General features: G+C 51.2%; 15 protein-coding genes. 9 read left to right on the top strand and 6 right to left on the bottom strand.

Going from position 1 to position 20,353, the window contains the following annotated elements; genetic code table 11:
* Positions 1–17: 17 nt before the first annotated feature.
* From HNQ57_RS05625 to HNQ57_RS05640, 4 genes are all read right to left on the bottom strand, one after another.
* Positions 18–425, bottom strand: a complete 408-nt coding sequence (locus HNQ57_RS05625) for a response regulator (protein ID WP_184461631.1) — start codon at positions 423–425, stop codon at positions 18–20.
* A complete protein-coding gene (locus tag HNQ57_RS05630; RefSeq protein ID WP_184461632.1) occupies positions 422–2,233 on the bottom strand; it encodes a CHASE domain-containing protein in 1,812 nt (603 codons plus the stop codon). Before HNQ57_RS05630 ends, HNQ57_RS05625 begins: the two co-directional genes overlap by 4 nt.
* Before the next feature lie 246 nt (positions 2,234–2,479).
* Positions 2,480–3,967 carry an FAD-dependent oxidoreductase gene (locus tag HNQ57_RS05635; protein ID WP_184461633.1) on the bottom strand — a complete coding sequence of 496 codons (1,488 nt, stop codon included), beginning with the start codon at positions 3,965–3,967 and terminating at the stop codon, positions 2,480–2,482.
* A gap of 147 nt (positions 3,968–4,114) precedes the next feature.
* Positions 4,115–6,631, bottom strand: coding sequence for a TonB-dependent receptor (locus HNQ57_RS05640; RefSeq protein ID WP_184461634.1), 2,517 nt, complete (start codon positions 6,629–6,631; stop codon positions 4,115–4,117).
* A gap of 341 nt (positions 6,632–6,972) precedes the next feature.
* On the opposite strand from HNQ57_RS05640, the gene fabV reads away from it, so the two are divergent.
* Both fabV and HNQ57_RS05650 read left to right on the top strand, forming a co-directional pair.
* The gene (gene fabV / locus HNQ57_RS05645) at positions 6,973–8,163 is read left to right on the top strand and encodes an enoyl-ACP reductase FabV (protein ID WP_184461635.1); all 1,191 of its coding nucleotides are present in this window, start codon (positions 6,973–6,975) and stop codon (positions 8,161–8,163) included.
* A 115-nt stretch (positions 8,164–8,278) separates the two neighbouring features.
* Positions 8,279–9,640: an MATE family efflux transporter gene (locus HNQ57_RS05650; RefSeq protein WP_184461636.1), complete on the top strand. Its 1,362-nt coding sequence runs from the start codon at positions 8,279–8,281 to the stop codon at positions 9,638–9,640.
* On the opposite strand, the gene HNQ57_RS18155 is transcribed toward HNQ57_RS05650, so the two are convergent.
* Entirely contained in the window at positions 9,576–10,922 is a 1,347-nt protein-coding gene (locus HNQ57_RS18155; protein ID WP_184461637.1) for a sterol desaturase family protein, read from the bottom strand. The genes HNQ57_RS05650 and HNQ57_RS18155 overlap by 65 nt on opposite strands.
* A 245-nt stretch (positions 10,923–11,167) precedes the next feature.
* Between HNQ57_RS18155 and HNQ57_RS05660 the strand changes: the two genes are divergently transcribed.
* On the top strand, positions 11,168–12,004 hold the full coding sequence (locus HNQ57_RS05660) for an MBL fold metallo-hydrolase (RefSeq protein ID WP_320838460.1): 837 nt from the start codon (positions 11,168–11,170) through the stop codon (positions 12,002–12,004).
* A 57-nt stretch (positions 12,005–12,061) separates the two neighbouring features.
* Complete coding sequence (gene ald, locus HNQ57_RS05665) at positions 12,062–13,177, top strand: alanine dehydrogenase (RefSeq protein WP_184461638.1); 1,116 nt, start codon at positions 12,062–12,064, stop codon at positions 13,175–13,177.
* A 10-nt stretch (positions 13,178–13,187) separates the two neighbouring features.
* Here the strand turns inward: ald and HNQ57_RS05670 are convergent, their stop codons facing one another.
* Positions 13,188–15,584, bottom strand: a complete 2,397-nt coding sequence (locus tag HNQ57_RS05670) for an AsmA family protein (protein ID WP_184461639.1) — start codon at positions 15,582–15,584, stop codon at positions 13,188–13,190.
* 239 nt (positions 15,585–15,823) lie between these two features.
* On the opposite strand from HNQ57_RS05670, the gene HNQ57_RS05675 reads away from it, so the two are divergent.
* From HNQ57_RS05675 to HNQ57_RS05695, 5 genes are all read left to right on the top strand, one after another.
* Complete coding sequence (locus HNQ57_RS05675; RefSeq protein WP_184461640.1) at positions 15,824–16,681, top strand: bifunctional transcriptional activator/DNA repair enzyme AdaA; 858 nt, start codon at positions 15,824–15,826, stop codon at positions 16,679–16,681.
* A gap of 204 nt (positions 16,682–16,885) precedes the next feature.
* The gene (locus HNQ57_RS05680) at positions 16,886–17,650 is read left to right on the top strand and encodes a dienelactone hydrolase family protein (protein ID WP_184461641.1); all 765 of its coding nucleotides are present in this window, start codon (positions 16,886–16,888) and stop codon (positions 17,648–17,650) included.
* A gap of 89 nt (positions 17,651–17,739) precedes the next feature.
* Positions 17,740–17,934, top strand: a complete 195-nt coding sequence (locus tag HNQ57_RS05685; protein ID WP_184461642.1) for a hypothetical protein — start codon at positions 17,740–17,742, stop codon at positions 17,932–17,934.
* Between the two features lie 263 nt (positions 17,935–18,197).
* A complete protein-coding gene (locus HNQ57_RS05690; RefSeq protein ID WP_184461643.1) occupies positions 18,198–19,829 on the top strand; it encodes a FadD3 family acyl-CoA ligase in 1,632 nt (543 codons plus the stop codon).
* An 8-nt stretch (positions 19,830–19,837) separates the two neighbouring features.
* Positions 19,838–20,344 carry an Lrp/AsnC family transcriptional regulator gene (locus HNQ57_RS05695; protein ID WP_226968287.1) on the top strand — a complete coding sequence of 169 codons (507 nt, stop codon included), beginning with the start codon at positions 19,838–19,840 and terminating at the stop codon, positions 20,342–20,344.
* Positions 20,345–20,353: the final 9 nt, after the last annotated feature.

Genomic DNA, 20,353 nt, shown 5'->3' on the forward strand with positions numbered 1-20,353 from the left:
TATTCGAGCCCCAAGGACTAAGAAAAATACTGATCGACAATGTCTCGTAGTTTGTCTGCCGACAGCGGCTTATTGCAATACGCGGTGACAGAGGGGTGAGACTCCGCGCGCTCATGATCGCTGGGGTTTACCGAGGTTGACAATATGATAATCACTGGGTGACGGAGGTCTTGAGGAACAATGCCTTCGTAGCGATTGAGGAATTCCCAGCCGTCAATAACGGGCATGTTAATATCTAAAAATATTAAGTCGGGTAGGCGCTGATTTTTTTTGACTGCGTCGCCAAGCATGTTTAGGGCATCACCTGCATGGTCGTAGGCAGTGACCATTTTACAAACCTTGGCTTTCTCGACGATCATCTGATGGTAATAATTGTCGGCACCACTATCGTCAATTAATATGATTTTCTCAAGCTTGTTCGTCATAGTGTAATCACCTTGGGTATGGTAAAGCTGAAGGTGCTGCCCTTGTTCAAACTTGAGTCCACCCAGATTTTCCCGCCGTGTAAATTGATTACTTTTTTGCAGTTGGCGAGGCCAATGCCACTGCCAGGGTAGACGTCTTGGCTGTGGAGTCGCTTAAATATCATAAAAATTTGGTCGAGATATTCGGCCTCTATGCCAATGCCGTTATCGCTGACAGTAAAGCACCAGTCCTTGCCTTTATCAACGCAGACAATATCTATTTGCAAATTAGTGTCGGCTTTTTTGAATTTAAGGGCATTGCTAATGAGGTTTAGGAATAGCATGCGCAGCTCGGTTTCAAAGCCGCTAATGGTGGGTAGCTTGGCAATACTGATATTGGTATTGCTGTGGTCGATAGCGGCGTCTAAGTCGGCAATGACGTCTGCCACTAGATTGTTGCAATTTACTTGCGTGAGTGTCGGCTCGCGACCTATGCGGCTGTAAGACATTAGGCCAAAGACCAAGTTGCGCATGCGCTCGGCCGCTTCACTAATAAATTTAACGGACAGCAAGACCCGTTCGCTTTGTTCCTTGCCAGCGAGTTCCTCTTCCAGAAGCTCGCTGAAATTGCTCAAGGTACGGAGTGGCTCCTGAAGATCGTGGGAGGCGGCAAAGGCAAACTGGGCTAATTCCTCATTGGAGGCCTCAAGACGTACTACCGATTTTTGCAGCTCTTGCGCTTTGTATTGATAGCTCTCAGACATGCGCTCGGCAAACAGCAGGGCGCGTCGATTTGCCCGTGAGAGTAGTAGAAATAAGCTGAGCAGCATTGTGTCGATAAAAATACCGCCAATGAGTATCAGGGTCGGCTGCGCGTTTTGGGTTTCCGTGCGGAATGCTTTGGTTGACCACACATTTACTTGCCACTGGCGGCCGTAAACATCGATTGGATAGGTTTTGGTGAAGAGTGGCTCGGGGTCGAAGTCTGTTTCATTGGCGGTGTTTTCGTCGTAGAGGTAGTCACCATCATCACTAATGCTAATGCCGACTTGGCGACGGCTTTTTTCTAATGTGCCGCGCATGAGTTTGTGGACAACAAACGGCGCATAGACCATGCCGGCAAAATTGTTGCGTCTCGCGGTTAAGTCGTCGTTTTGCAAGTCTGTGTAAAAGGGCGCATAGAATAAGAAGCCCGGTGTTTTTTCGGCGTCTTGTACCAAGATAATGGGGCCAGTAATTTGCGCTTGGCCACTATCTCTGGCTTTTAAGGCGGCATTTAGGCGGTTAGCTTCGTGGGCGACGTCTAAGCCGACCGCCGCTAAATTGTCTTTAGCGGGTTCGATATACGTTATGGGGAGTAAATAGTCGTTATTGTGCTGGGGGTGTATGGCGTAATTGGGGCGGAGTTGACGTTGCTGTTGCAGGTAGCTGTCGAGCTTGTCGGCTTGCACATTGTGGATGACGCCAATGCCATTGATGCCTTTGTACTTAGCGGGTAAATGCAGCTCGGTGGCAAATGCCTGCCACTGCTGATTGTCTATGCTGCCTTTGTGAGAGCTGATGGTCGCGACTCCAGCCCAGAGTGCGTCTTCGTACTTTTGTAGGCGCTCGGATATAAGGGTAATAACTTGGTCTGCCTCGCGCTCAAAACGGTTTTCTATTTTGTCTTGTACCTGTAAACGGGAGTATTGCCAGACACCAAGCGTTAACAGAAGTGACAAGCAAACCACAAGCCAGTGAAACCAGTGCAGGCCACCCGCTTTTTGGAGTGCTTGCTGTTCCGTGCGTATCGCGACTTGATCGGTTTCTTGGTTGTGGCTATTGGTCATAAAGTAAGCTAACAATCAGTTGTTGGCAAAATTGCAAATATCAACATGCTTGGTGCACCGCGGTAATTTGCCGTTGTCGTGACAAAAGTCCACTTCAAGTACTTGAACTATATAGGAACAATACCGTTTCGTCAGAATTCTCGACTGTATAGGTAACGAATAACGACGCTGCTGCTCGGGAGAGGCAACATTTTGCGGAGTGACTGCGCCGCTCCAGAGAGCGACGCAGTAGGTGAGAGTGGCTAATTACTTTTGTGCGGCGCTAATGCCTGCGCGACGACCGAAGTAGGTGACGTCACCTACTGACATGCCGCTGGCGTAGCCAGCGGCAGTGCGTGGTATTCCAGCGGTGGTTCGACCCGCAGCATAAAGTCCGGGAATAACGTCGCCGTCAGGATTAAGCACTTCGCCGCTGGCTAGGGTATCTAGACCGCCGAGGGTAAAAAACGGATAGAAGGGGCCGCGACCTAAGGTGCAATCCAATGCGACATAAGGAGGTGTGAGTGGCCGGAGCCATGCCGCCGCTTTGTGAAACAAGGGGTCTTTGCCTTCGCTGGCGCCAGCATTATATTCGCTCACGGTGTGTTGCAGGCTGCCTACGGGTAATTCCAACTCTTGCTCTAACTCGACTACGCTGTCGCCGGTTCCAGCCACCTGTGCGCCGAGATAACTCATTTTCTCGTAGTCGCCATAGCCTTCAACATCGGTAATAAAGTAAATACGCTGGGCATTGCGCTGGGCCATTAATGCGTTGTAGCCCACACGGCCGTGATAGCAGTCTTCATTAATAAAGCGTTGGGCCTTGTCGTTGATTAAAATACCGAAGGTAAGTGAGGCTGGCGGGTAATACGGCAGGCTGACAAAGCATTCGTGCATATTGGTGGTGCCCGCACCAACACCCATGCCCATGAGAATGCCGCTGCCGGTATCGCCCGGATTGCCGATGGGGATTAGACCACGGTCAAAGGTGGGCGCGTATTTACGCACCATGGCTTCGTTCATGCAGAAGCCACCTGCGCATAATATGACGCCTTTGCGGGCACGCACGGTTTTTTCCTGTTGATCGATGCGCACTACGATGCCTTCAACTTCACCCTTGTCATTGCTAATTAAAGTCAGTGCGCGGCTATCGTAGTGGACCTCTACGTGGCGACTTTGTACCGCCTCAGTGAGAATCTTCATTAGCAGGGGGCCGCCGTTGTCGCCCTCTACTTCGAGGTTGTGGCCACGGGGCACCGGCGTGGCGTGCTCGGTAAAGGGGTAGGCTTTTTCATTGCCAGTGAACAGCAGGCAGTCGTCGGTTAAGGCCATAATCGCCCGCTCCTTTAACTCACTCATTTTAAAGGGCACACCAAGACCGGTGAGCCACTGATAATGATTGAGACTGTTTTCGCAGTAGTCGCGAATTTTATTGTCGTCGGCCTGATTGCCAAAACAGGCTTTCAGGTAGTTCACCATATTCTCGGTATCGTCGTGATAACCGCATGCTTTTTGGACGGGGGTGCCGCCATTGCCGCCCATATAGATTTCAGCGCTAGACAGGGCCGTGGAGCCACCGCTGGCACTGGCTAATTCAAAAATAGTGACTTTGGCGCCGGCGTCGGCGGCTTCTATCGCGGCGGCAGCGCCGGCGCCGCCGAAACCAATAATGGCAACGTCGGTGTCGATGTCCCAGTGCTGAATATCGCCGCTGTTACGGGGCTTGCTGGCGGTGGTTTTTGCTGTTGTCGTCATGGGGCTACCTATTCATCTTATTGTCTACGTGCACGTGTGCCGATGCTTTACCGAGTGCAAATTGTGCGTGGCAGCCATTACACGGTAAATGATCTGTTTGCAGTACATAAAAATGGCTGCCGAAGCAGCCTTTTTTATTAGTGTTGATTAATACTCGTAAAACACATCAAGCCCGAAGGTGCGCGGTTCGCCCCAGATCACTGAGCGGTCAGCTTGGGGTAGATTGTCGACGGCGGTTAATTCGTATTCCGTGTCGAGCAGATTCTTCGCCCATATGCCTGCACCGAGGCGTCCGTCGGCAAAGGCGATGTCGCTTAAGCTAAGCCGCGCATTCACTAACTCGTACTGGCGCAAATGCGTATTCTTTACATTTTCAGCGCGGGAGCCACCGTTGCGCTCGTCCATATAGTTCACGCTGATATTCGCACTACCGGTGCCCCAATCGGCTTGGAACAAAGTGTAATCAGCAGACAGAGTGAAGGAGTTCTCCGGTGCAGAGAAGAACACAAACTTATCTGAGGCATCGTTGCCATTTATGTCTGTCGCTTTGGTTACCTCGGTATTAAGGTAAGCGTAGTTGGCCATCAGCAGAAGATCGCGGGTCAGCATAAAAGTAATATCGGTTTCAAAACCGTACATTTCTGCTTCACCGGCGTTGGTGACCTTGGTGTCGGCGACGGTGCCAGTCAGGATGAAGTTTAGCTGCATATCTTCGTATTGGCTAAAGAAGACGTTGGCATTGATCCGTAGACGGCGATCCATCAGTTCACTCTTGAGGCCAAGCTCATAGGAGGTGACGTATTCGGCGTCAAAGCCGTCTGCATAGCCAAAGCCGTAATCATTGCCGTCGGTTGCGGGGCCTTGATTGCCGTCTTTTTGTGGGTCGCGGGTATTAAAACCGCCGGATTTATAGGCCTCAACGCGCTTGCCGTAAATATTGATGTCGTCGGTAATGTCATATTCTGCCACAAAACTGAACGAGTCATTACTGAAGTCTTGCGACGCGGGAATGCTGTCAAAGTTACGGCAATCGGCGTTGAGTGGGTTACTGCCACACTGCACAAAGGACACGTCAATTGCGGTCAGGGCAGTTTCGGCGATCGTCATATCCCGCTGGAACTTAACCGTTTTACGTTCGTCTTCAGAATGCCGAGCGCCAAAGGTGAGGTGAAGGCGTTCATCCAGTATTTTGGGTGTCCACGTAAACTGCCCAAAAATAGCGGCCGCACTATTGTCGATGTCGTATTTCTGGCTGAGCATATTGACAGCGCGGAAAGTCGTTAGTGGATCAGTAATGCCGCCTAGTAAGGCGCCAATACCGGGAATGGCTGACAGCGAGGGGAGGCCGAGGTTTATAGGGCCGCTCAGCTGGTGGTGCAGGGGCGTGTTATCTTCCTGCGCGGTTTCTTCAAAATAATACGCGCCCACAATATAGTCCACGCTGCCTTCGAAGGCGTCGCCGCTCAATTGCAGCTCATGGGAAAACTGCTCTTGAGAAACCTTGGGGTAGACCAGTGGGGTGCATTGACCAGCACCAAGCACAAACTCTGCTGCTTGGCCGCAATATTCGTTGGAATCTAAACGGAAGACTTTTTTGCTGGTGCTGCCATTGCCATGGGGATCCTGGCCGGGCTCTAGGCCTTTGCCACCGCCGAGGTCGGCGTAGGATTGGTCGTAAAGCTCACGGAAGGCGCCAATATATTTCAATTGAACGTGATCAAATTCCTTTGTGAGGGTAAAGGCATGACCTTCTATATCAGTTGATGACTGTTCAAAATTTGCGATAGTCGAGACGCTTTGTTGACGGCTCGGTGAGTAGCTACTGTAGGCGCTGGCGTCTACCAAATCGGCTTGGCTCCCCGAGATCGGGGTGCGCTTTCGAACATGCTGATACTGGCTGTTGTAGTAGTCAAAATCAGATTTGTCGTAGGCGTAGTCTAGCGCGAGGGTGTCGCTAATATCCCAGCGTAAATCAAAGCGGAAGCCGCCGACATTGCGGTCGCCAAAATCGCCACCGGGACCGTCGTTGGCAACATGGCCATCCTGCATTGTTTGCAGCGCCGCGAGTTTAACGGCCAAAGTGTCCGTCAGGGGAATGTTGACCATGGTCTTCGAGGTAAAGAGGTCGCGATTGCCGAAGGTCAGCTTTTGCTTAAATTCAAAGGTGTCAGTGGTTGGTTTTTTGGTGATCAGGTTAATAGCGCCGCCGGTCGTGTTACGACCATAGAGCGTGCCCTGAGGGCCGCGCAATATTTCGATACGCTCCAAATCTGCAACATCCAAGGCCGTGCCGGTAGAGCGGGCAATGTAAACGCCGTCTACGTATATGCCTACTGGTGGGTCTTGGGTTATTTGGGCATCAGAAATACCAATGCCGCGAATGAATATCCGCAACGTGGCGTTATTGATTGGAAATGGCTCAATAGTGAGACTGGGAACCTTAGAGCCGATGTCGCCTAAACTACTAATACCTTCAATTTCAAGGCGTTCACTGCCAAAGGCAGTCAGTGAAATGGGCGTATCCTGCAGTGATTCAGCCTTCTTTTGGGCCGTCACAATCACCTCTTCGAGGGCAAACTTCTCTTGTGCTAGGGCGTGGGGGCCGATAGCTGACAAGCTAATGCCGCTGATTACTGCTATGGATTTAAGCCTTTTTTTATTCATGACTGCCTCTTCCGTATGAATGCATTAATTTAATTTAGTCGTGATTATATTTATTAATTCGTAATTATATATATATTATATTACGCATAAATAGTTATATGTGCTTTAGGTTACAGTGTTGTTACTTTGCGATCTTACCATAGCTAGTTGTTGCTTGGCGTGAAATACACGAGATTTTTTTCAGATTTTGTTCAGTGATACTGCCAAAGCATTGTTGGGTTAGTGGTTTTACGCAGTTAAGCGCCTTTCTATGTTGACGGTGAGTATTAGTGCGAGTCGATAAGGCTGGTTATAATGCCCCTCGCTGAAATATTTTTTCTATAATTTGGAGCAGGGACCTTATGATCATCAAGCCTCGTGTGCGCGGTTTTATGTGTGTAACCACTCACCCCAAGGGTTGTGAGGCCAACGTTAGTCAGCAAATTGACTACGTTAAGACTCAGGGCGCGATCACCGATGGCCCCAAGCGCGTATTGGTTATTGGCGCATCGACCGGCTACGGTCTAGCCTCGCGTATCACCGCCGCGTTTGGCGCCGGTGCCGCTACGCTCGGGATTTTCTTTGAGAAAGAAGGCATTGACCGGAAGCCCGGCACTGCAGGCTGGTATAACTCCGCAGCATTCCACAAGTTTGCTGAAGCTGAGGGACTGTACGCTAAAAGCATTAACGGCGACGCCTTTTCGGACGAAATTAAAGAAAAGACTATCGCCCAGATAAAGGCGGATCTGGGCCAGATAGATCTGGTGGTCTACAGCTTGGCGTCACCTCGCCGTCAGCACCCGAAAACCGGTGTGGTGTATAACTCTACACTTAAGCCGATTGGTAAAGATGTCACCCAGCGCGGCGTGAATACCGATAAAGAAACCATTGAAAACTTCACCTTGACGGCGGCGAGTGATGAAGACATCAATAACACAGTCGCCGTCATGGGTGGTGAAGACTGGCAGATGTGGATTGACGCCCTAGATGACGCTGGTGTATTGGCCGATGGCGCCAAAACCACAGCGTACACCTATTTGGGTGATCGCCTGACGTGGGATATTTACTGGCATGGCACTATTGGCGCCGCTAAAAAGGATCTTGATAAGCGGGTGATAAATATCCGTGAACGTCTTGCGGCCAAAGGTGGCGATGCGCGCGTGTCGGTATTGAAGGCGGTAGTAACCCAGGCGAGCTCGGCGATCCCTGTTATGCCCTTGTATTTGGCGTTGCTGTTTAAAGTCATGAAGAGTGACGGTAGCCATGAGGGCTGTATTGAGCAGGTTTATGGCTTATTTAAGAATAGTTTGTACGGCGCTGAACCGATTTGTGACGACGAGGGAAGATTGCGCGCGGATGGTTTGGAAATGCGACCGGAAATTCAAGACGCTGTTGCTAAAATGTGGGAGGCGGTAACAACTGAAAACCTTCTTGAAACCACTGATTTTGTCGGATATAAACGGGAGTTTTTGCGCTTGTTCGGCTTTGAAATTGATGGCGTTGATTATGATGCCGAGGTTGATCCAGTGGTTGTGATAAATAATATGGTCTGATAGCGCTGTTTGTTGCGTAAAAAGGAAGCTTCGGCTTCCTTTTTTTATGGCTCAATTGTTTGCGGCAAGGCCCTTGCTGAGCTAGAGTGTGGCGGCTTTTTGCTTCGGAATTCCCATGTCTTCAGTTCCTCGTCAATTATCCCGCCTGGAGTTAAGTGCCCAGTTAAAACTGGCGCTGCCGATCTTTGGCGGTCAGCTGGCTCAGTCGGCAAACGGCTTCGTCGATACGGTAATGGCGGGCCGAGTATCGGCCCTTGATTTGGCCGCCGTGGCTGTGGGTGCAAGTATTTGGGTGCCGGTGTATCTGTTTATGACCGGTATGCTGATGAGCGCAACCTCGGTGCTGGCGCGTCATGTCGGCGCGAAGCAATTGGAGCGTATAAACCCCTTGGTGCATCAGGTTGTCACTATTGCGGTGGTTGCAGGTATCCTTGCCGCGATACTGCTTTGTAATACCGGTCCCTTACTTGAGTTTATGGATGTTGATCCGGCAATGCGGCCGCTGGTGGTGGATTACTTAATCGGTCTCAGCTGGGGTATGCCTGGCGTCGCCCTGGTGCTGGCGTTGCGTAGCTATACCGAAGCGTTAAGTCATACTCGCCCGGTATTATGGATTAGCGTAATTGGCTTGCTGGTTAATATTCCAATTAACTATGTGTTGATCTACGGCAAGTTAGGCATTCCTGCAATGGGGGGAGTGGGCTGCGGTTGGGCTACGGCGATCGTGATGTGGTTGATGGCGGCGATGATGCTGGTCTATGTGCATCGGCATCGGGTTTACCGAAATGTGCGTTTAAGCATTTCGCCATGGCATTGGGAGCCGAAAACGATTGCGTACCTGCTTAAGTTGGGCCTCCCGGTTGGCATGACCATCTTTTTTGAAGTCAGTGTGTTTTGTATTATTGCCTTGTTTATTAGCCAGGCGGGTGCAGAGATTGTTGCTGGCCATCAGCTCACCCTGAATTTTACCTCCCTTGTGTTTATGCTGCCCTTGAGCTTTGCCTTGGCGGCAACCACGCGGGTAGGTTTGGCCAGGGGCGCGGGAGACCCCGAGGGCTTGCTGCGAGCGGTGAAGGTGTCGTTCAAAATCACGCTGTGTATCGGATGTTCAGCAATTGTGGTGCTGGTGCTGCTGCGAAACTGGATACCCTTAATTTATACAGATAACGCAGAGGTTATCGCCCTAGCGAGCTACTTGTTGTTATTCGCCGCACTGTATCAAATTTCTGATGCTATTCAGGTCACCGCAAACGGCTGTTTACGAGGTTTTGAAGACACGACAATTCCGATGTTATTGACCTTATTTGCATATTGGGGTGTCGGCTTACCTTTGGGTTATACCTTGGCAATGACCAATATTCTGGTGCCAGCTATGGGGCCGAGTGGCTTTTGGTTAGGTATATTTGCGGGACTTAGCTTTGCGGCTCTATTGCTTGGCCTGCGCTTACGCTGGCGATTAAGCCAGCCCCTGCATTAGGCCGATTATAAATTCCAGCATCTACAGTCTGTGGGCTGGGTGTGGTTACAGTGCTGCTATTGCGAATGGCGTAATCCTGACTTAAGGGTGGCTGATAAGCGGAGCGGCCAGTGACGATCCGCCATTTTATTGCCCAGCTCGGATTAATCATTAGCTCCTTCGCTAGTTGCATAATGCCAGCGAGAGTTAAGCGCAGTGGATTCATGTGCAGGCTGGGTTGGCCGCTGAGGCCCGCGCGGGGCGTGGTGGCACTTAGCGGGCAGTAGGTGCCAAAAATAATATCCCAAATAAACATTGGTCCGCCGCCGAGATTAACCAAGTTTACCGCGCCGCTGCGTCCGCAGTGCTCCGGCTCAGAGGAGTGGTGCATATAATGATACACGCCACCGCCGGACACGAAGCTGGCCAAGCGAATAATTCGGCTGCGCGACGCCCTGCGGTAGAGCGCCGTTTGGTGGCCGAAAATTTCTGGAATCAGGATAAGCGCGTTGTAAATAATAACTTCGGTGTAAAGCGGCTCACTGCTGAATAGTTTGGTGCAGGCACCGAGCACTAAATTGTAGGGTAGCACCAAAAATACAAACAGTGGCAGGGCGCTAAACACCGCAAGGGTAGTCGATTGTACTAGGCCTGGCGTCATGTGGTGCGGGCGGTGAAAAAGCAGCCAAAGTAAGCGACTGCTATGGCCGAGTCGGTGAAACCAATAATGAAAAAAGCCGGCAAGCACGGCGATACACACCACGGCCAAGGGCGCGGGTGCGTGGATAATGGTCGGTATATTATTCATCACCAGCTGGTGGGCAAAGGCGACATTCAGTTCGATCCACTGCCAGCCAACGCTAAAATCGAGACCCGTTAAACTCGCTAAAATGGCAATCGCAAAAAGCATCACAGGAATCGCTGCTGTCGCGAGCATATTGCACAGTAAAAACACCACTAACCATTGAATGGGGTAACGCTGCCCCTGTTCCCGCTCATACCAAAAGTAGCCTGCCAGCATCGCGATCAAACGAAAAACGGTGGTAAATGCCAATAAGCCGAGGGCTGCATAGCAAAATAAAGGCTGGTCTTCATACAGGCGAGTTAGGCTGTCTATTAGGGGTTGAAAACTTACGGTGTCGCCAAGGCCGGGGCCGAGGTAGGCGCCGAGATGCAGGAGTTGTAAAAAGCCGATGCTATAGGCAAGCGCAAAGACAATGACAAGACCATTGGCTACCCGGCGGTAGCGTTCGCCGATTTCGGGGATTTCGGCGTTGAGTAAAATCGCAAATAGCCGTTTCACAAATATCCTACTGTACTTTTCTATTGGCCAGTAATAACAGAGGGGCTGGGCTTATTCTGGTCATCCTTTGGACTATTTACACACTGTATCATAAATGAGTAATAGCTGGGTGTTTTTTGCTCAATATTTGGACGTTGACCGGCGCTTTAATCTTCTGGCTTGCTATCAGCTAGTGACCCTCTTAATCTGGCCTGTGACAGTTTATGGCCACGCGAGTGGCGGATTTTTTGTGTGAGATAGCTTTTATGATGCAAGCAGGCGTGTTGGAAACGATTCTTCCGGGTATTCATCGTTTGGTGGCGCCCAACCCGAGTGTGTTAACAGGGCCGGGTACCAATACCTATTTGCTGGGGAATAAATCGATCACGGTGTTAGACCCGGGCCCAGATATTCCTGAACACATAGAGGCCATTGTTGCTGCTATAGAAGGCTTGGGTGGTGAGATCGAACGTGTTGTCACCACTCACACCCATCCAGATCATTCGCCCGGGGCGGCTGAATTGCAATTGCGCTTTCCCGGTGTGGCGGTAATTGGCGCCAGCATTGCTGACGATGGCCACCAAGATCCGCGTTTTGCGCCAACATCAGGCTTAGCGCATGATGACTGCTTTGACGTTGAGGGTCGCATACTAAGGGCAATTCATACACCCGGTCATGTTGCCAACCACTATTGTTTTATCGAAGAGTCCAGTGGCTGTGTTTTTACCGGCGACCATATTATGCAAGGTTCAACCGTGGTGATTATTCCGCCTGCCGGTGATATGGCGGACTATGTAGACTCGCTCAGGCTGTTACTCGACTATCCCATGCGATATCTCGCGCCGGGCCACGGCAGCTTAATTGACACGCCGCACGCTGAGGTTGAGGGGCTGGTTGCCCATCGCCAAGGGCGGGAGGCTAAGATTGTTGCAGCGTTAAACGAGGTACCTAAAGGCGATCTTGATGATTTAGTGGCAGTGGCCTATCGCGATGTCGACGTGAGTATTCATCCGATTGCTAAATTGTCTTTATCAGCGCATCTGCTTAAATTAGAGAAGGAGTCTCGGGCTACTCAAAATCAAGGTCAGTGGGAGCTAATTTAGGCAAAGTAAGGTCTACAGATTTATCAGGTCTAGCAAATTGATTTAACCGGGAGTCGTATGCGGATCGGTATACCCAAAGAAATCAAAGCTCAGGAATACCGTGTTGGTTTAAACCCGCCCGCGGTTGCCAGACTCACTGAACAGGGGCATGAAGTTCTTTTGGAAGCAGATGCCGGTATGGGGTCGGGCTATAGCAATGCCGAATACCTCGCTTGCGGCGCGCGCATCATCGCCTCGGTTGTGGATTTATACTCCCTGGCAGAACTCATTGTAAAAGTAAAAGAGCCCCAGCCTGAAGAGGTTGCTCGGCTGCGTCCAGGCCAAATATTGTTTTGCTATTTACACCTCGCCCCTAATCGGTCCTTGACCGATGCGCTTATTGCCAGCGGCGCCCACTGCATTGCCTACGAGACCATCACCGACGATCAGGGCCGTCTGCCTCTGCTCAAACCCATGAGTGAAATTGCTGGGCGTTTAGCCACGCAGGCGGGTGCCCACTGTTTAGAAAAAGCGCAAGGGGGCTCGGGAGTACTACTGGGGTCGGTGGCAGGCTTGGAGCCGGGACATGTGTTGATTTTTGGTGGGGGTGTGGTCGGTAGCAATGCGGCTGACGTGGCCTTGGGAATGGGGGCTAAAGTCACGTTGATTGAGCCGTTTTCCCCGCGACAGAACAGTCTGCGCGCGCAATTTACTCACGATCGCTTTACGGTGCTGGGTGGTGAAACTCTCGATTTGCCGCGCTTATTGGCCGACGTTGATATGGTCATCGGCGCCGCACTGGTGCCTGGTGCGGCTGCGCCTAAACTGCTGTCGGCAGAAGATATTAAATGGCTGGCGCCGGGCTCGGTGTTAGTCGATGTTGCGGTCGATCAGGGCGGTTGCTTTGAAACAACGCGTCCGACAACCCACTTGGCGCCAAGTTTTGTGGAATCTGGAATAGTGCATTACTGCGTGGCGAATATTCCTAGCGCAGTAGCGCGCACTGCCACGCAGGCATTGAGTTTGTCGACATTACCTTTTGTATTGGCGCTAGCAGCACAGCCATTAAAACAAGTGCTTATTGGGCACCCAAATTTAGCCAATGGTCTGAGTGTGGCAAATGGTCATTTAAGCTGCGCAGCGGTGGCCGGAGCCCAGCAGCGAGCATTCTGCCGCTGGGAATCGCTTGTCTAAGCGCGTGAGCCTATTTTTTGAAAAACTGATTGAACAATTGTTTGGCGGCTTCACCATTCTCGCCACCCATTTTACGGTCTATCAATTCTTGCGCTTTTTCTTCAACTTTATTCTTGGCCTTTTCTTTAGCAATGTCTTCTATTACCCGAAAATCGGGTAAGCAGCTGGTGGCGCCGACACTGTCGAAGCTCGCTTTGCAGCGAATAGGAATGTCGCGGTTAAGTAATTTTTCGTTATTTATTTTGCAGACCATGGCGTCTTGGTCGGCCTGGGCAAGGCGCGTGTTTAAGACCACATCAAAACTGTCGCTGGTTAAATCGACTTTGCCGTCACCGCGAAGAGCGAGTTTAGTCACCCCAGCATTGAGTTGTTCGATTTTGGCGATGCCTTTGGTAATAACAATTTTTGTGGTTGTGTCTTTTAGGTCGGTGTACAGCGGCCAATTATTGGGGTCGAAGGTTTCTTGCTGAAGGCGGTTAACGAGTTGGCAGAATGCGCGTTCAATATTCATATTATTTAAACGCAGCTGTTGGGCGGCGAGCACAATATTGCCGTCGAGGTTCTTTTTAAGGCCGCTAATAGTTGCTCCGCTAGTACTTAAATTAAGGTCAACGTCGCTCAGACCAGACAGCTCCTGACTAATTTCTAGGGCCGTCAGGACTTTGCCAATAGGTAATTGCTTGCTGTCGGCTTTAAATTGAAATTTGGCGGCAGTCGCGCGGGTATCGATCTCGGCGGCAATCTTAAACGGACTGTCATAGACTAGGCCGCTAACGGGGCTAAGCTGAGTAATGCCTTGCTTGGCCGACAATTTTAGCTTCAGGTTCTTGAAGGGCAGTTGGCTGATAATAAGTTCGCCAGCGCCGATATTAGCGTCAATATTTAAGCTGTTCAGCATGTCTCTCGGTAAGGCTATTTCGTCGCTGCTGGGCGATGGCGTTGGTGCGCTGGTCTTGCCTTTACTGTTGGCTGGTGCGGTCTCTTTTGCCGGTAGCGGCAGATAATGATCAACATTGATTTTGTCTATATTCAGTGCGAGTTTGGTGAGTTTGCCCTCACCTAGGGGTAGGCTGATATCACCGCTAATCGTGCTGGTGTCGAGGGTGGCATTGAGGCCAGAAATGGCGATGAGTTTGTCATCGCCGTTAATTGTCGCGTTGACGCCAACCTTGCTCAAGCTATTGGCCTCGGCCATCTCCGGTAAGCTAATCGCGAGTGTGTTGGCGATTTTACGGAAATTGGCGGGGCTGAGCAGAACGCTTGCCTGATACGATAAGGGTTCAATAGTGGCCTTGGCATCGCCTTTGATGCTAATTGTTTCGTCGCCAATGGTCGTTGTAAAAACGGTGCCAGTGCTATTGATCTGATTTAAGGCGGAATCGATGCTCAGGGTAGAGGCTAGGGTGACTTGGGTGTTGATGGCGGGCTGCTTGGGTGCGCTATAGCTCAGCTCAGATTGCAGGCGGAGCAGGCCCGGCTCGCCACCCGGTTGAAGTGTGCCGGTCAAATCCAGGGATTTTAGCCTTAGCTCGGTGCCGTCTTTGGCGCTGTATTGCAGGCTGGTGTCTTGCACATCGAGATTGCTTAGCGACCAGACGAGCGCATCTTTCATATTTGCGGTGGCGGTGAGTTTAAGGCGAGTTTTCGCCGAGAGCTTGGCTTGTGTATTGCTGTGTTCAGCGCTTAGCCGAATATCGCCATCATTTACCATGAAATTATCGAGGGTGTCATTGATCTGTAGCTTGGTATTGAGCTCAATGTCGGCGGCGAGATTTTGCTGGGCATCTTTAAAATGAATTTCACTACTGAGCCGAAGTGGAAATTCAGTGTTATTCAATTGGATGTTCTCGCCACTTAGGGCGAGATTCTCAAGAAGAATATCCTGTCCGGTTTGCGCGTTAACATAATGCACAGTGCTGTTGTCGAGCTGCAGTTTTTGAATGCCAAGGTCTTGCGTGGCGCTGTTTTTTTCACTCGGTGTTGCCTCGGCCGTCTGTGTTTGATTGCCGATTTTACTCCAGTTGCCCACCCCGTTTTTATCGACCATTAAATTGGCATTGAGGCCACTGAGCTTTACGCCTTGAATAACGAGCTGCTTTTGCAATAGTGGTTTGAGCGCTACCGCGAGCTGGGCTTGCGTAAAGCGCACAATCTCGGCGCTGGCAGCATCTGATGACGCTGGAGTGGCAAGGCTGGCCTCACCGACGGCAATCTGAATGTTGGGGAATACCTGCCACGACAAATCACCGTCTAAACGAAGAACCAGACCTTGATCGGCGGCCAATTTTTCAATTTCGCCTTTAAAGATGTTGGGGTCGATCAAGAATACGAGCGCGGCGAGGGCGCTGCCCGCTAATATCACCACACTTAGCAATCCGATAAGGGTGTATTTTAATGCGCTGGGCATACATCTCTCCGTGTTGTTCGGTTTGGCGTGGTCGCTAGCTAGACGTTGGTGTTGAAACCATTTGTCCGGCTAGTCCTGATAAGTTCTATGTATGTAGCTTACTTTGACTCAGTATAGTCAAATTAAGGCAACGCTTGTGCCATTCATTTTAGCTAAACTCATTACGCAAGAACTGGGTGGAAGGATGTTGGCGTCACGGGCACACTGATAAACAATAAAATACGACGGTGCAAGCGCCAATGAGCGAACAACATATCAACTATCAGCGCGTCGCCAAAGCGATTAACTACCTTGCTGAACGGCAGCTCGATCAGCCAAGTTTGGCTGATCTCGCAAGTTATGTGGGTTTGAGCGAGTTTCATATGCAGCGGATGTTTGCTGAGTGGGCGGGTATTTCGCCAAAGCAGTTCCTGCAATTCTTGACCAAAGAGCGCGCCAAACAGCAATTGCGTAGTAATAGCGTGCTGGACGCGGCACTCGATTGCGGTCTCAGCGGGAGCAGTCGTCTTCACGATTTAATGATTAAAACCGAGTGTATGACCCCAGGTGAATACCGGAGTCTAGGGGCGGGTTTACAGGTCGCGTATGGGGTGAGGTCGTCGCCCTTTGGTTTTTGCTTAATTGCCCAGACTGCGCGGGGAGTCTGTAAAATCACTTTTTTTGATTTACCTGGCCAAGAAGCGGCAGTGTTACAAGAGCTACAAAAGGAGTGGCCAGCGGCAGCGTTGCTGCGTGACCAGCAAGCAGTTGACCCAGTGTTTGCAAGAATATTCAGCGGGGGCATGCACGGTACGGCGCCATTGCGCGTGGTATTAAAGGGCAGTGAATTTCAGTTAAAGGTGTGGGAAGCGCTATTGGCGATACCGCAGGGCGAGGTTTGCTCATATCAACAGCTAGCGGGTGCAATGGGGCTTGCGTCATCGGTTCGGGCAGTCGCCAGCGCTATTGCTAGGAATAATATTGCCTATCTTATCCCCTGCCATAGGGTGATACGCAGTACTGGCGAATTCAGTCAGTATCGCTGGGGTGTGGAGCGAAAACAGGCGATATTGGTCCATGAGGCGGCGCGTACGGCAGGCAAGGTCATTGGCGAATAAACTATGTCGCGAGCGTTTTTGCTGACAATGACCGTTATCGCCCTATGTTTTGCATACCGTTATTCTGCTCATAGTTCAGTATCCAGTGCAGTCGAAGCACTTGGTGCTAAAGTTAAGAAAAACCGACAGGGGTAGGCTGAGCGATATGCGGGATTTTGAAGCAAGGACTATTTATTCTCTCTGGCCATATAGGGCATAACGGATATGTCAGCAACACAGATCGATGCATACCAGCGATACAGCTTTAGCGCCGTCTCTGGCAGCCATCAAATTTTGCACGACGTCTACTATCGGGGGGAAGGCGCGCCGATCGTCTTGATACAGGAGCTGCCCGGCATAGGGCAGGAGACCCTGCGGCTGGCGGACAAATTTATTGATGCCGGTTTCTCCGTTTACCTACCCCATTTATTCGGCCCTATTGGCAAGACATCCATGGTCGGAAACATGACGCGGGTTCTGTGTCTTCGCCGGGAATTCAGTGTATTCAGCTCGGGTAAAAGTAGTCCTATTGTCGACTGGTTACGCGCATTGTGCCGCAAAGTTCGCGATGATACTCAGGCCGCCGGCGTTGGCGTAATTGGTATGTGCCTGACCGGTAACTTCGCCATTTCGTTGATGGGCGACGATAGTGTGTTGGCAGCTGTGGCCTCGCAACCATCCATGCCATTCCATAGTCAGGATGCGCTGCATATGAGCGCGGACGAAATCGCCTCCACGCGACAAAGAATTGATTCTACCGGCGCTATGTTGGCTTTTAGATTTGCTGGCGATCCGATGTGTACGGCGAAGAAATTCAACAGTATCGATAGGCAGTTTAATGATGGCCAGCAACGTATCGATCTGCAAACACTGCCGGGCAGGGGGCATTCGGTACTTACGCTTGATTTTGTGGATGAAGCTGGGCATCCAACACGGGAGGCATTGGATACGGTGCTGGCCTATTTTGTGCGACAATTGAAACATGTATAAGCGCGTGAATGATTAAAATGTGCCGATCAAGACCGACAAATGTGGAGCCGGTATTCCCTTGAGCGGTCGAGCTTGTCGCTAATGAATCTTTGGCTGATGACTTTCGTGGTTATGCCAATGGCAGGCTGAAGGCTATTAAACTGCGTCATTTGACCAGCCAAGGCTTATCAGTCCCTATCGATTTATCTGAAGAGCAGCTTCGCAAGGATGATTACCTTGATTTTTATACCTGCATTGCGCTTTCTAATGGTCAGATTGTTGTTAAAGGTACTGAGTTGCGTTGATTGGGTGGTTACTTCTATGGGTTAGGGTTTGGGGATTAGTTAAAGCGATTAGGCTCTTAACTAACGTGGCCCAAAAGCCCAGCTCTACACTATATGGCTCCACGTTCATTGCTATAAGTGCGCTCCTTGCTAGGTAGTCTTTATTACTTGTTTTCCATAATGCGTAATTTATATTGCTGTAAATTACGCATTTCTCTTGTCGTGCGCCGTGCATCGCCCTAGACTTGGCTCTGTTTGACAACTAAACAGGACAGTCTTCGCCTATGTTGCTGGAAAACTCACCGCAAAATACCACTATGCCGCTGACTCTACCGAGGCTTTTCGGGTGGGCCGCGCAGCAATTTGGCGCTAAAGTTGCCATTCGCGAAGCGGGTCGCGACATCTCTTATACCGCTCTCAATGATTTACGCCGGTGTGCTGGCCGTGCCTTTATGGCGATGGGGGTTGGTCATGGTGACCGTGTGGCCATTTGGGCGCCAAATAGTGCCGAGTGGATTGTGGCTGCGGCGGGCGCTCAGTCAGTAGGCGCTATTCTCGTGCCACTGAATACCCGTTTGCAGGGCAGCGAGGCCGCCGATATATTGGCTCGCGCGGGCGTAACTTTGCTGCTTACTGTAACGGAGCTAGAAAAGGGTGAGCCGCTGGCAATGCTGGCGGACCAAGCTCTGCCGAATTTACAGCAGCGAATTTTGCTGCCTTCTACTGCCGCAGGCAGTGTTGCTAGAGCAATAAGCTGGGCAGATTTTTTGGCAAGCGCTTCGCCGCTAGATGACGCCAAGTTCATTGCCGCCGAGCGGGCCGTAAATCCTTTTGACAGCGCCGATATGCTGTTCACGTCAGGTACCACTGGCAAGGCCAAGGGCGTCTTGTGCAGCCATGAGCAGAACATTCGGGTATTCCAGAGTTGGAGTGCGACGGTCGGGCTGCGCAGCGACGACAATTATTTAATTGTGAATCCTTTTTTCCACTCTTTTGGTTATAAAGCAGGGTGGTTGGCGGCCATTATCAGTGGCGCCACTATTTTGCCGGTGGCGAAGTTCGATAAGCGCAGCGTGTTGGAGACAATTGAACGCGACAAAGTGACGATGTTGCCGGGCGCGCCCTCGCTGTATGAAATGCTCTTGAATGCACCAGAGCGTGGCGACTACGACTTGTCGAGCCTGCGCCTGGGCGTCACGGGAGCCGCGTCTGTGCCGGTGCAGCTGGTGCGGGATATGCGAGATATTCTCGGATTTGAAACCGTGGTTACCGCCTATGGCTTGACTGAGTCCACTGGCGTGGTCAGTATTTGCCGCCCAGAGGATGAGCCAGAAACTATTGCCAGCACTTCGGGGCGCGCGATAGAGGGCGTCGAGTTGATCTGCGCCAACCCCAACACTGGCGAAGAAGTACCTCGCGGTAGCGAGGGCGAGGTTTGGCTGCGGGGCTATAACGTGATGCAGGGCTATTTTGATATGCCTGAAGCCACCGCCGAAGCCATTACTGCCGACGGCTGGTTGAAGACCGGCGATATTGGCGTAATGGACGAGCGCGGCTATTTGCGTATTACCGATCGTTTGAAAGACATGTACATCATGAACGGCGAGAATGTATACCCCGCCGAAGTTGAAAAAGTCTTGTACGGCTTGCCTGGGGTAGCACAGGTCGCGGTCATTGGTGTAGCCAAGGCACCGCAGGGCGAAGTGGGTATGGCCTTTGTGGTGAAAAAGACAGCTAGCGATTTAAGTGCGCAAGCCGTAAGCGAATATTGCGGTCAGCAATTGGCCCGGTATAAGTGTCCCTTTTATGTCGAGTTTGTTGAGGCTTTACCGCTAAACGCCTCGGGCAAAGTGTTGAAAACGGAATTAAAAGCCCTGGCGGTAGGCCTGCTGGGTGGTAAAAAGCAGAATAGCTAAGGTAATTAATGATGACAGAACTCGAAGGCGACGATCATTTACGCCCCGCGCCATCTCAGCATATGGATGAGGTGGATCATCGTATTGTTGCCCATTTGCGCCGAGACGGTCGCATGGCTTTTAAGGCCTTGGCTGCTGAGCTGAGCTTGACCGAGGCCACGGTGCGCTCGCGAGTGCGTCGCCTTGAAGAGGGGGATAGCTTGCGGGTTGTGGCGGTGACGGACTACGAGGCGGTTGGTTATTCCATGATGCTGGCGGTGGGAATACAAGTCGAAGGGCGTCCCGCTGATGCTGTTGCAAATGATTTGGCAGCCTTCCCTGAGGTGTTTTCGGTGTGCCAGGTGGTGGGCACCTTGGACATTGAGACCTTGGCGGTGGCCAAAGATCAGGAGAGTCTCACCGAGTTACTGGTGCGTTTAGGCGCGGTGCCGGGCGTGCGCAAATTGCAGCCGTCGGTGGCGCTGGATGTGTTAAAAAATCAATCGAACTGGGTGCCCTTTGGGCACGGTGTTTAGGGCGGTGAC

The sequence above is a fragment of the Zhongshania antarctica genome, assembly GCF_014202945.1.
Taxonomy (GTDB): Bacteria; Pseudomonadota; Gammaproteobacteria; order Pseudomonadales; family Spongiibacteraceae; genus Spongiibacter; species Spongiibacter antarcticus.

Excerpts from the sequence above, each read along its gene's own strand:
- fabV (WP_184461635.1), top strand. The coding sequence starts at position 6,973 with ATGATCATCAAGCCTCGTGTGCGCGGTTTTATGTGTGTAACCACTCAC.
- HNQ57_RS05695 (WP_226968287.1), top strand. The coding sequence starts at position 19,838 with ATGATGACAGAACTCGAAGGCGACGATCATTTACGCCCCGCGCCATCT.
- HNQ57_RS05690 (WP_184461643.1), top strand. The coding sequence starts at position 18,198 with ATGTTGCTGGAAAACTCACCGCAAAATACCACTATGCCGCTGACTCTA.
- HNQ57_RS05680 (WP_184461641.1), top strand. The coding sequence starts at position 16,886 with ATGTCAGCAACACAGATCGATGCATACCAGCGATACAGCTTTAGCGCC.
- HNQ57_RS05660 (WP_320838460.1), top strand. The coding sequence starts at position 11,168 with ATGATGCAAGCAGGCGTGTTGGAAACGATTCTTCCGGGTATTCATCGT.
- ald (WP_184461638.1), top strand. The coding sequence starts at position 12,062 with ATGCGGATCGGTATACCCAAAGAAATCAAAGCTCAGGAATACCGTGTT.
- HNQ57_RS05670 (WP_184461639.1), bottom strand. The coding sequence starts at position 15,584 with ATGCCCAGCGCATTAAAATACACCCTTATCGGATTGCTAAGTGTGGTG.
- HNQ57_RS05675 (WP_184461640.1), top strand. The coding sequence starts at position 15,824 with ATGAGCGAACAACATATCAACTATCAGCGCGTCGCCAAAGCGATTAAC.
- HNQ57_RS05650 (WP_184461636.1), top strand. The coding sequence starts at position 8,279 with ATGTCTTCAGTTCCTCGTCAATTATCCCGCCTGGAGTTAAGTGCCCAG.
- HNQ57_RS05630 (WP_184461632.1), bottom strand. The coding sequence starts at position 2,233 with ATGACCAATAGCCACAACCAAGAAACCGATCAAGTCGCGATACGCACG.
- HNQ57_RS05640 (WP_184461634.1), bottom strand. The coding sequence starts at position 6,631 with ATGAATAAAAAAAGGCTTAAATCCATAGCAGTAATCAGCGGCATTAGC.
- HNQ57_RS05635 (WP_184461633.1), bottom strand. The coding sequence starts at position 3,967 with ATGACGACAACAGCAAAAACCACCGCCAGCAAGCCCCGTAACAGCGGC.
- HNQ57_RS05625 (WP_184461631.1), bottom strand. The coding sequence starts at position 425 with ATGACGAACAAGCTTGAGAAAATCATATTAATTGACGATAGTGGTGCC.